Source organism: Micromonospora sp. NBRC 107095 (assembly GCF_030269705.1).
Taxonomy (GTDB): domain Bacteria; phylum Actinomycetota; class Actinomycetes; order Mycobacteriales; family Micromonosporaceae; genus Micromonospora; species Micromonospora parva.
Map to the genome: position 1 here is coordinate 489,158 of NZ_BSTU01000002.1, position 10,625 is coordinate 499,782.

9 protein-coding genes are annotated in these 10,625 nt (G+C 70.9%); 4 read left to right on the forward strand and 5 right to left on the reverse strand.

Annotation, left to right across the window (positions count from 1 at the left end; all coding sequences use genetic code 11):
- The first annotated feature begins 77 nt into the window (after positions 1 to 77).
- On the forward strand, positions 78 to 1,196 hold the full coding sequence (locus QSK15_RS14575) for an LCP family protein (RefSeq protein WP_285794729.1): 1,119 nt from the start codon (positions 78 to 80) through the stop codon (positions 1,194 to 1,196).
- A gap of 7 nt (positions 1,197 to 1,203) precedes the next feature.
- Here QSK15_RS14575 and QSK15_RS14580 read toward each other — a convergent pair whose 3' ends face one another.
- Both QSK15_RS14580 and QSK15_RS14585 read right to left on the reverse strand, forming a co-directional pair.
- On the reverse strand, positions 1,204 to 2,661 hold the full coding sequence (locus QSK15_RS14580) for a M1 family metallopeptidase (protein ID WP_285794730.1): 1,458 nt from the start codon (positions 2,659 to 2,661) through the stop codon (positions 1,204 to 1,206).
- 110 nt (positions 2,662 to 2,771) lie between these two features.
- Positions 2,772 to 4,178: a M1 family metallopeptidase gene (locus tag QSK15_RS14585; protein ID WP_285794731.1), complete on the reverse strand. Its 1,407-nt coding sequence runs from the start codon at positions 4,176 to 4,178 to the stop codon at positions 2,772 to 2,774.
- Between the two features lie 203 nt (positions 4,179 to 4,381).
- Between QSK15_RS14585 and QSK15_RS14590 the strand changes: the two genes are divergently transcribed.
- Positions 4,382 to 5,491, forward strand: coding sequence for a sugar phosphate isomerase/epimerase family protein (locus QSK15_RS14590; protein WP_285794732.1), 1,110 nt, complete (start codon positions 4,382 to 4,384; stop codon positions 5,489 to 5,491).
- Positions 5,492 to 5,552: 61 nt separating this feature from the next.
- Here the strand turns inward: QSK15_RS14590 and QSK15_RS14595 are convergent, their stop codons facing one another.
- Positions 5,553 to 6,671, reverse strand: a complete 1,119-nt coding sequence (locus QSK15_RS14595; protein ID WP_030337858.1) for a GuaB3 family IMP dehydrogenase-related protein — start codon at positions 6,669 to 6,671, stop codon at positions 5,553 to 5,555.
- A 30-nt stretch (positions 6,672 to 6,701) separates the two neighbouring features.
- On the reverse strand, positions 6,702 to 8,264 hold the full coding sequence (guaB, locus tag QSK15_RS14600) for an IMP dehydrogenase (RefSeq protein WP_285794733.1): 1,563 nt from the start codon (positions 8,262 to 8,264) through the stop codon (positions 6,702 to 6,704).
- Positions 8,265 to 8,450: 186 nt separating this feature from the next.
- Between guaB and QSK15_RS14605 the strand changes: the two genes are divergently transcribed.
- Entirely contained in the window at positions 8,451 to 8,870 is a 420-nt protein-coding gene (locus QSK15_RS14605) for a DUF5319 domain-containing protein (RefSeq protein WP_030337860.1), read from the forward strand.
- A gap of 44 nt (positions 8,871 to 8,914) precedes the next feature.
- On the opposite strand, the gene QSK15_RS14610 is transcribed toward QSK15_RS14605, so the two are convergent.
- A complete protein-coding gene (locus tag QSK15_RS14610) occupies positions 8,915 to 9,730 on the reverse strand; it encodes a helix-turn-helix transcriptional regulator (protein WP_285794734.1) in 816 nt (271 codons plus the stop codon).
- A gap of 253 nt (positions 9,731 to 9,983) precedes the next feature.
- Here QSK15_RS14610 and QSK15_RS14615 point away from each other — a divergent pair, with 253 nt between their 5' ends.
- Positions 9,984 to 10,367, forward strand: a complete 384-nt coding sequence (locus QSK15_RS14615; protein ID WP_030337862.1) for a WhiB family transcriptional regulator — start codon at positions 9,984 to 9,986, stop codon at positions 10,365 to 10,367.
- Positions 10,368 to 10,625: the final 258 nt, after the last annotated feature.

Here is a 10,625-nt window from a genome sequence, read left to right on the forward strand (position 1 = left end):
ACCGAACCGGCGCCTCCTGGCCGCAACCGGGAGCACCCGTCGGAGCGTTGTTCACCAGACGGGTGAGAGGAATCCACATGGTTCTCGGGTCGATGGCGCCACGCCGACGGTGGCTGCTGCTGGGGCTGACGGCCCTCGCCGCGGTCGCGCTGATCGCCGCCGGCGCGGTGGTGATCACCCGGCTGACCGCTGACAACACGCCGGGCGGCGCTCCGGTGGCCGGCTCACCGACCCCGTCACCGGTCGGCACGCCCACCCCGAGCCCCAGCGGTCCACCGCCGGGCGCGGACATCACCGGCCCGCTCAACCTGCTGCTGGTCGGTGTGGACACCCGGGTCAGCGTGCCCGGCTGGGAGCCGCACTCGGACGCCGTGCTGGTGCTGCACGTACCCAAGGGACTGGACCGGGCGTACCTCTTCTCACTCCCCCGCGACCTGCTCGTGGACATCCCGGCGTTCCCGAAGGCCGGCTACAAGGGCGGCAAGACCAAGCTCACCCACGCGATGAGCTTCGGCAGCCGGGTGCCGGGCAAACCCAAACAACCCAGCACCGCCCAGGGGTACGAGCTGCTGCGCAGCACGGTCAGCGGTTACACCGGGCTGCGCATCGACGCCGGCGCGGTGCTCACGTTCAACGGGTTCGACCGGCTGGTCGACGAACTGGGCGGGGTGGACATCTACGTCGACCAGCGGGTCGAGTCGCTGCACCGTCGACCGGACGGCAAGTACCGGGAGCCCGCGCCGGGCGGGTACAAGGGGCCGCAGCAGGTCTACGAGAAGGGCGAGCAACACCTCAACGGCTGGCAGGCGCTGGACTACGCGCGGCAGCGCTACATCACCGGCGGCGACTACGCCCGGCAGCGGCACCAGCAGCAGCTGATCCGGGCGATGACCCGCAAGATCCTGGACGAGGGCCTGGCCAAGCAACCGGAGCGCGTCGACAAGGTGGTCTCCGCGCTGGGCGACACATTGGTCTACGTCGGCGGACGCCGGATCGTCGACATCGCGTACGCCCTCAGTGGCCTGCCGGAGAACCGGTTCACGCTGGTCGGGCTGCCCGGTTCCGGCGTCGGCAAGGGCAGCGCGTACCGGGGCGAGCAGCTGACCGCCGAGGGCCGCACGTTCCTCACCGAACTGCGCGCCGGCCGCGCCGACGCGTACCTGGCCGCCCACCCCAAGCTGGTCGTCAAGAACTGACCGCCGTTCAGAGCCGCTTGGGCAGGGCGGGCTTCTTGGTGCCGTAGAGCCAGGCGTCGAAGAGCGCGTCGAGCTTCTTGCCGGAGACCCGCTCGGCGAGGGCCACGAACTCGGCAGTGGTGGCGGTGCCGTCACGCTTCTCCGCCGCCCAGGTCTTGATGATCTCGAAGAACGCCTCGTCGCCCACGGCCACCCGCAGGGCGTGCACCGTCATCCCGCCGCGCTGGTAGACCGACTCGCTGAACAGCTTCTCCGCACCCGGCTTGCCCGGCGGCGTCTGCCACACCTGCGCGGACATCTCCGCGTACCGGCTGTCGAACGCCTCCTTGGCGGTGTACGCGTCGGTGTGCTCGGCCCAGAGCCACTCCGCGTACGTCGCGAAGCCCTCGTTGAGCCAGATGTCCTCCCACTTCGCCAACGCCACACTGTCGCCGAACCACTGGTGGGCCAGCTCGTGCGCGACGACCTCGGTGTTCTCGCCCTGCCGGAAGAAGCTCGCCGCGTACACCGGTCGGCTCTGCGTCTCCAGGGCGTAGGAGATCCGGCTGTCGGAGATCACCACACCGCCGTACGCGTCGAACGGGTACGGCCCGAACACGCTCTCCAGGTAGTCGGCCACCTCGACGGTCCGCGCGATCGACGCGTCCGCGCTCCCCTTGGCCAGGTTGGTGGTGACCGCGTTGTAGACCGGGCGGCCCTTGTGCTCGCCGGTGGTGATCCGGAACTTGCCGATCACGAGCGTGCTCAGATAGCTGGCCATCGGCGACTTCTCCGACCACTTCCAGGTGGTCCAACCGCCCGAGCTGACCTTCCCGCCGGGAACGCCGTTGCTGATCGCGGTCAGCCCGTCCGGAACGGTGACCTCGAAGTCGTAGGCCGCCTTGTCCGACGGGTGGTCGTTGACCGGGAACCAGGTGCTGGCCGACTCCGGCTGACCCAGCGCGATGGCACCGTCGGCGGTGTGCAGGAAGCCGCCGTCACCGAGCGTCTCGTTCTTCAACGGCTTCGGCTTGCCGGCGTAGGTGATTTCGACGACGAATCCGTTGCCGTTGATCAGACCGGATGCCGGCTTGATCACCAGCTCGTTGCGCTTGCGGCTGTGCGTCGCCGGTGCGCCGTCCACGGTGACCGCGCTGACGGTCAGGCCGGCCAGGTCGAGGTTGAACGTCGACAGGTCGGTCGTCGCGGTGGCCCGCACTGTGGTCGTACCCGTCAACTGGTCCTTGGCCGGGTCGTAGCGCACCTTCACCGTGTACCGGCCGACGTCGTAGCCGCCGTTGCCGTAGGTCGGGAAGTAGGTGTCGCCGACCCCGTCGGCACCCGCCTTGAATGTCCGCGCCGCGGTGGGGGACGTGCTCGGTGACGGTGCCGTCTCCGGGCCCGTCGAGTCGCATCCGGACAGTGCCAGCGCACCGGTCACCACCAGAGCGGCACCCGTCCGCAGTCTGTGCCGCGTCCCGCGCATCCCACACCCTCTCCGCACGGTGGCCGGTCACGGCCTCCGTAGTCCGCGCGAACGGGCACCTGCCCGCCGTTCGCCGGCGGCAGCATATCGACACCGGCGGCGGGGCCGGGTCACGGCAGTGTGGGGGCCGACCCACCCACCAGCCAGGCGTCGAAGAGCGGGCGCAGTTGCCGCTGCGCGACCCGCTCGGCCAGCGAGACGAGGTCCGCGGTGGTCGCGTTGCCCCCCGCCCGCTCGGCGGTCCAGGTGCGCAGGATGCGGAAGAAGAGGTCGTCACCGACGGTCCGGCGCAACGCGTGCACGGCGAGCGCACCCCGCTTGTAGACGGCGGTGCCGAACATCTGCTCCCGGCCCGGCTCGACCGACGGCTGCCCCCAGTCGGTCGCCGCGTACTGGATCTCGAAGTTGCGCTGGGCGGTACGGCCGCCGTCGTGCTCCTCCCACAGCCACTCGGCGTAGCTGGCGAAGCCCTCGTTGAGCCAGATGTCACCCCACCTGGTCAGTGACACGCTGTCGCCGAACCACTGGTGCGCCAGCTCGTGTGCGACGACGCTCGGGTTCGGCCGGTCGTCGGCGAAGAAGGCCGGCCCGTAGACCGGTCGGGACTGGGTCTCCAGGGCGTACCCGACCCGGTCGTCGGCGATCACGATCCCCCCGTACGAGTCGAACGGGTACGGGCCGAAGCGGCTGGCCAGGAAGTCGGCGATGGCGCCGGTGCGGGCCAGCGAGGTGGCCGCCCCGCCGGTCGCCGGCAGGCTCGCCGCCACCGCCGTCACCATCGGTCGGCCGGCGTGCGTGCCGGTCACCACCCGGTAGTCACCGATCACGAGGGTGCTCAGGTAGCTGGCCATCGGGGTGCGCTCCGACCAGCGCCAGGTGGTCCACCCGTCGGCGCTGGTCTTCGGTAGCGGTACGCCGTTGCTCAGCGCGGCCAGGCCATCCGGGACGGTCACCGCCAGCTCGTAGGTGGCCTTGTCCGAGGGGTGGTCGTTGACCGGGAACCAGGTGGCGGCCGAGTGGGGTTGGCCAAGCGCCACCGCTCCGTCGGCGGTGTGCAGGAAACCGCCGCTGCCCAACGCCCCGTCGTCGACGGCAGTGGGTACGCCCGCGTAGTCGACGGTGACGGTGAACTGCCGCCCCCGCGGCACGCCGTCGCGGGGCGTCACCACCAGTTCGCCGTCGCCGCGCCGGTACTCGGCCGCCGCGTCGCCCACGCTGACCGCGCCGACCTCCAGGCCGGCCAGGTCCAGGTTGAACCGGGACAGGTCCTGGGTGGCGGTGGCGGTGATGACGGCCTTCCCGGTCAGCCGGTCGGTCGACGGGTCGTAGCGGACGTCGAGGCCGTAGGTCGCGACGTCGTAGCCGCCGTTGCCCCGCCCCGGCACGTACGGGTCGCCGACGTCGGCCGCGCCGGGCCGGAAGCCGTCGCGCCCGTCGCCCGTACAGCCGGCCGCGACCAGCCCGAGGACGCAGGTCAGCGCGGCGGCGAGGCCCGCTCTCCGTCCGGTCAGGACCATGCACACCCCTCCTGCGGCACTCCGGCCTACCGTGGCGTTCCGGTCAGGACGAGCGTAGTCAGCATCGTCGGTCGCGCGGCCCATATCGACGATCATCAGTTACTTTCGTCGAATCAAACAAAAGATGCCGTCGATCGAACCTTTCTTTCGACTTTGACCGACGTTAGTGTCTGTTCCCGACCACCGTCGCGAAAGGTGGAACCATGCCAGACCACACCGCCCCCGACGCCACCCCCACCGGCCGACTCAGCCGCCGCTCCCTGCTCGCCGCGTCCGCCGGCGCCGCCGCCGCGATCGGCGCGGCCGGCCTGCCCGTCCTGGCCACCGGCACCCCCGCGCTCGCCAACCCCAAGAGCAAGCTGCGGGTCGAACCGCTGATCCCGGCGAAGAACCGCGGCATCATCCTCTACAGCGTCCGCGACCGGATCACCGCCGCGCCCGACGACAGCGGAGTCCCGTACGGCTTCGAGCGCGTCCTCGCCCGACTCGCCGAAATCGGTTACAAGGAAATCGAGTTCGCCGGCTACACCCAGAGCACCGAGATCCTGGGCCGGCAGATCACCCCCACCGAGATCCGCAAGATCCTCGACGACAACGGCCTGGTGGCCAACGGCACCCACGCCACCATCCAGCCGGCCACCTTCCAGCAACAACTGGACATCGCCGAGGAACTCGGCATGAAGAACATCGGCACCGGCAGCGACCCGACCAACAGCGCGTACAAGGCCGAATGGGACGCCGCCGCGGACATCTGGAACGAGCTGGGCCGGCAGGCCAAGGCCCGGGGCATGCGGCTCTACACGCACAACCACGACGCCGCGTACAGCTTCCTCATCGACCGGGGCCCGCGCGACGCGCAGGGCCGGCAGACCCGGTCCTCCGGCATCCGCCGACTGGAGTACTTCTTCGAGATCACCGACCCGCGGTACGTCTTCTTCGAGCTGGACATCTACTGGGCCTACGTGGCCCGCTACAAGCACCAGAAGTACATCAACCCGGCCGGCCAGGAGGTCACCGACCTGTTCGACCCGATCCTCACCGTGGCCGACCGGACCACCCGGTTCCCGCTCTTCCACGCCAAGGACGGCGACCGGGACACCAGCGTCCCCAACGGGTACCAGATGACCCCGCTGGGCGACGGCGACCTCAACTTCCAGCAGTTCTTCCAGACCATCGGCGAGCGCAACTTCCACCACGCCAACTGGGAGATGGACACCGCCCCCGGCGGCGCCGACAACAAGGGCCAGTCGCTCGACTTCGCGGCTACCAGCTACCGCAACATGTCCGACCTGACCATCTACCTGGAGAAGTGACAGCCGGCTGAACACGACGAAGGCCGGCCCGTGCGGGCCGGCCTTCGGACGTCAGGAACGGTCAGCGGTCGAGGACCAGACCGACCTTCTGGAACTCCTTCAGGTCGCGGTAACCACACTTGGCCATCGCCCGGCGCAGCCCGCCGAACAGGTTCAGCTGACCGTCGGCCTCGTCCGCCGGCCCGAAGAGCAACTGCTCCATCGACCCGAGCGGCTCACCGGAGACCTCGAAGGCGCCCCGCGGCAGCGACGGGTGGCTCGCCGCCGAGTGCCACCAGGCACCACCGGCGGGGGCCTCCTCGCACAGCGACAGCGGCTCACCGAGCATCACCGCGTCAGCGCCGCAGCCGAGCGCCTTGGCGATGTCGCCCGAGGTCTGGATGTCACCGTCGGCGATCAGGTGCACGTACCGGCCGCCGGTCTCGTCCAGGTAGTCGCGGCGGGCCGCCGCGGCGTCGGCGATCGCGGTGGCCATCGGCACCCGGATGCCCAGCACCGACTCGGTGGTCGACCACTCGTCGCCACCGATGCCCACGATCACCCCGGCCGCGCCGGTCCGCATCAGGTGCAGCGCCGTCTTGTAGTCGGTGCAGCCACCGACGATCACCGGCAGGTCGAGGTCGGCGATGAACTCCTTGAGGTTCAGCGGCTCGTCGGTGGTCGACACGTGCTCGGCCGACACGATGGTGCCCTGGATGACCAGGATGTCCACCCCGGCGTCCAGGATCACCGGCGCCAGCGCGAGGGTGTGCTGCGGGGAGACCCGCACCGCGACAGTGCCGCCACCGGCGCGCAGCTCACGGACCCGCTCCGCGATCAGGTCCGGGCGGATCGGCTCCGCGTATACCTCCTGGAGCCGCTTGGTGGCGCGGGCGTCCTCGTCGAGGCCGGCCAGCTCGTCCAGCACCTTCGTCGGGTTCTCGTAGCGGGTCCAGAGACCCTCGACGTTGAGCACCCCGAGGCCGCCGAGCTGACCGAGACGCACCGCCGACGACGGGCTCATGGTGGCGTCGGAGGGGTGACCGACGCACGGAATGCCGAACGGGTACGCGTCGAGCTGCCAGGACGTCGACACGTCGTCGACGTCCCGGGTGCGGCGGCTCGGCACGATGGCGATGTCGTCCAGGTGGTAGCCGCGCTGCGCGGTCTTGCCCAGCCCGATCTCGACCACGTCACGCATGGGGGACTCCAGGTGGTTGGGGGTGGTGGGTCAGCGGGTGTGGTAGTTGGGCGCCTCGACGGTCATCTGGATGTCGTGCGGGTGGCTCTCCTTCAGGCCAGCCGCGGTGATCCGGATGAGCTGGCCCCGGCGGTGCAGATCGGGGATGTTCTCCGCACCGGCGTACCCCATGGCCAGTCGCAGACCACCGACCAGCTGGTGAGCCACCCGGGAGAGCGGCCCCCGGTAGGGCACCTGGCCCTCCACGCCCTCCGGGACCAGCTTGTCGTCGCTGAGCACGTCCTGCTGGAAGTAGCGGTCCTTGCTGTACGACTTGGCCTGGCCCCGGGACTGCATCGCGCCGAGCGACCCCATCCCGCGGTACGTCTTGAACTGCTTGCCGTTGACGAAGATCAGCTCGCCGGGGCTCTCCTCGCAGCCGGCCAGCAGGCTGCCGAGCATCACCGTGTCGGCACCGGCGACCAGGGCCTTGGCGATGTCGCCGGAGTACTGGATGCCGCCGTCGCCGATCACCGGCACACCGGCCGGGCGGGCGGCCCGGGCCGCCTCCATGATCGCGGTCACCTGCGGCACGCCGACCCCGGCGACGATCCGGGTGGTGCAGATCGCGCCCGGCCCCACACCCACCTTGACGCCGTCGGCGCCAGCGTCGACAAGCGCCTTCGCGCCGGCGTACGTGGCCACGTTGCCGCCCATGACGTCGACCGACACGTCGGCCTTGAGCCGGCGGACCATGTCCAGCACGGCCCGCTGGTGACCGTGCGCGGTGTCCACGATCAGCACGTCCACGCCCGCGTCGACCAGGGCACGGGCCCGCTTGTAGGCGTCCTCGCCGACACCGATGGCGGCGGCGACCCGCAGACGACCGGCGTCGTCCTTGCTGGCGTCCGGGTACTGCTCGCTCTTGGTGAAGTCCTTCACCGTGATCAGGCCGCGCAGTCGGCCCGAGTCGTCGACGATCGGCAGCTTCTCGACCTTGTGCTGACGCAGCAGCGCCAGGGCGTCGTCCTTGCTCACCCCGACCCGGGCGGTGATCAGCGGAGTGCGGGTCATGATCTCGCGGACCGGGGTGTTCGGCTCGGAGACGAAACGCATGTCCCGGTTGGTGACGATGCCCACCAGCTGGCCGTCGCCGTCCACCACCGGAACGCCCGAGATGCGGTACCGCCCGCACAGCTCGTCGACCTCGCGCAGCGTGTCGTCCGGGCTGGCGGTCACCGGGTTGGTGATCATGCCGGACTCGGAGCGCTTGACCAGGTCGACCTGGAGGGCCTGGTCCTCCATCGAGAGGTTGCGGTGCAACACACCGATGCCGCCCTGGCGGGCCATGGCGATCGCCATCCGGGCCTCGGTCACCGTGTCCATGGCGCTGGACAGCAGCGGAATGGACAACTCGATGTTGCGGGTGAGCTTCGTCCGGGTGTTGACCCGGCTGGGCACCACGTCCGACTCGCCCGGCTGGAGCAGCACATCGTCGAAGGTCAGACCGAGCGGAACCACCCGGGCGGAGCCGGCCGGCAGCTCAGGCAGGTGGCCGCCCAGGTCGGCGTGCTCGACGCCGGCCGGAAGATCGGTGCTGGGCGAATTTTCCACGATTGCTCCCCTGAGCTGCTCGGATGGGCTTCAGCGAGGTGGCGCGGGCGGGCACCGGAGCGCGCCACGGTGCCGGCACGTCGCCTCATCGTACCCAGTGAGCTGGGCGACCCGTCCGTGGCAGGCCGGCCCGGCGCGGAGGCCGGGGGGCGGACGTTCGCGTCGCGTTGGGTCTACGGTGAGGGGGTGCACGACGAGCCCATCGACCCGTTCAATGGTGACCCGGCCGATCCGACAGCGGGTCTGGATGACCCGGGCGATGACGCGACGCCGGATCCGCTGACCGACGTCGAGCGGCAGGATGTGCTGGAAGACCTCGCCGACCTGGAGATCTACCAGGCTCTGCTGGCCCCGATCGGGGTCCGCGGGCTGGTGATCGAATGCGAGGACTGCCGGGAGCCGCACTACTTCGACTGGGACCTGCTCCGCGGCAACCTGCGGCACCTGCTCAACTCCGGCCGGCCCCGGGTGCACGAGCCCGCGTACGACCCCGACCCGGATCACTACGTGACCTGGGACTATGCCCGGGGGTACGCCGACGGGGTGCACGACACCCTGTCCGAGGGCACCGAGGACGAGCCGGGCGCCCCGACCGCCACCAAGTGACACCGCGCCGCGCGGCGGTGTCCCGCCGGCGGGCAGCGCGTCCGTCAGGCGACCAGACCGGCGCGGAACCCCGCCGCCACCGCGTGCGCCCGGTCCCGGGCACCGAGCTTGCGGAACAACCGGCGGGCGTGCGTCTTGACGGTGTCCTCCGACACGAACAGCTCCCGGCCGATCTCCGCGTTGCTCTTGCCCTCGGCCATGCCCAGCAGCACCTGAAGCTCACGCTCGGTGAGGCCGATGGACGCCCGGCTGGGTCGAGCGTTCGGGACGGGACGGCCCGGGTCGGTCTGCGCCGCCGGCTCGCCGGTCCCCGCCTCCGCCTCGTCGTCGCCCCGCTGCACGGGCACCGACGCCAGACCGGCCGGCCCGTCAGCGGCCGCCGCCGTCCAACCGGGCTCACCGGAACCGCGCGGCGCCGGCCCGGAGCGACCGGAACCACCCACCGCCGCCGCGTCGCGGGCCGGATCGGTGCTTCGCTGCCGGGAGGCGCGACCGGGTGCGGTGAGCAGCAGTAGCGCCTTCGCCACCGCGCTGGTCAGGTCGTGGTCGACATTCTGGATGAGCCCCCGGGCACCGGCACTGATGGTGGCCGCCGCGGCCTCGGACTCCTCGGTGCCGAGCAGCACCACCGCCGCCTGCGGGGCCCGCGCCAACACCCGGCGGACGAAGCCGGCGCTGTCCGGCCGGGTGAGGGCGGTGTCCGCCAACACCACGTCCGCCGGCCGCTCCGCCAGCCGCAGCATCACCTCGGGATCAGAGACGGCGGTACGAACGATCGCGGACAACCCCAGCCGCGCGGCAGCAGAAGTAAGGTGCTGGGCCGCGAGCGGTGTCCGAACGCACACAAGGACGGTACGCACTGTGGTCTCCTCTCCGCCAACGAGCAGACCATGACGCGGTCGGCTGGGGAGGTGGTTCCGGGCAATCGTTCGAACTTTTACGACAGATAGGGCAAAAGCCGCAATTTCCCGGAGGTTTTCGATCACAGACGTGTGAGTTGACGACAGCCCGGGTACGGGAGATCCAGGCCGGGAACGGTGCGCCTGCGCGGCCCGCCGCCCGGACGCCGGCCATCAAGGATTCTCGCGGAGCCGCGCGGGAGGAGGGGTGCTGATGTCGAACGTACGTAGACTGCCCGGACCCATCGTCGATCTCTGGGACTGGCAGCGACTCGGTGCCTGCCGAGGACGCGACAGCGCGCAGTTCTTCCACCCCGACGGTGAGCGAGGCTCGTCCCGGCTGCGCCGTGAATCCTCCGCCAAGGCGGTCTGCCGCACCTGCCCCGTACGCGCCGAGTGCGCCGCCCACGCACTGTCGGTACGCGAGCCGTACGGCGTATGGGGCGGCTTCAGCGAGTCGGAACGCCTCCGGCTGCTCGCCGTCGGCTGGGAGGACCTCGCAGACCGCCGGCACGCCCGGGTCGACGTCGCGCGACTGGAAGCCCGCCTGGGCCGCCCGCACAAGTCGACGGTCCCGGCCCAACGCAAGGTCGCCTGACCCGGCCGTCCCCAACATCCGCGAACCGCGCCCTCGACCCGGGGGCGCGGTTCGCGCGGTTGTGCGCGATCGCACCAACGCGGGTCTACCCGGCCTGCGCAGCGCGTCGCTTAGGCAGCTCTGCAGGTATGCGCCGGCCTTGCGGGCCTGTCCGGCTTCGCGGGGTCTACGCCGCCCTGCGGGCTTGAGTGGCTCACCTGGGTCTACGCGGCCTTGCGGGGCTTGCCTGGCTTCGCGAGGTCTGCGCCGCGCTGCGGG

Bases quoted from the DNA above. Each gene is read 5' to 3' on its own strand.
- QSK15_RS14575 (WP_285794729.1), top strand. From the start codon at position 78: ATGGTTCTCGGGTCGATGGCGCCACGCCGACGGTGGCTGCTGCTGGGG.
- QSK15_RS14580 (WP_285794730.1), bottom strand. From the start codon at position 2,661: ATGCGCGGGACGCGGCACAGACTGCGGACGGGTGCCGCTCTGGTGGTG.
- QSK15_RS14585 (WP_285794731.1), bottom strand. From the start codon at position 4,178: ATGGTCCTGACCGGACGGAGAGCGGGCCTCGCCGCCGCGCTGACCTGC.
- QSK15_RS14590 (WP_285794732.1), top strand. From the start codon at position 4,382: ATGCCAGACCACACCGCCCCCGACGCCACCCCCACCGGCCGACTCAGC.
- QSK15_RS14595 (WP_030337858.1), bottom strand. From the start codon at position 6,671: ATGCGTGACGTGGTCGAGATCGGGCTGGGCAAGACCGCGCAGCGCGGC.
- QSK15_RS14615 (WP_030337862.1), top strand. From the start codon at position 9,984: ATGTCGAACGTACGTAGACTGCCCGGACCCATCGTCGATCTCTGGGAC.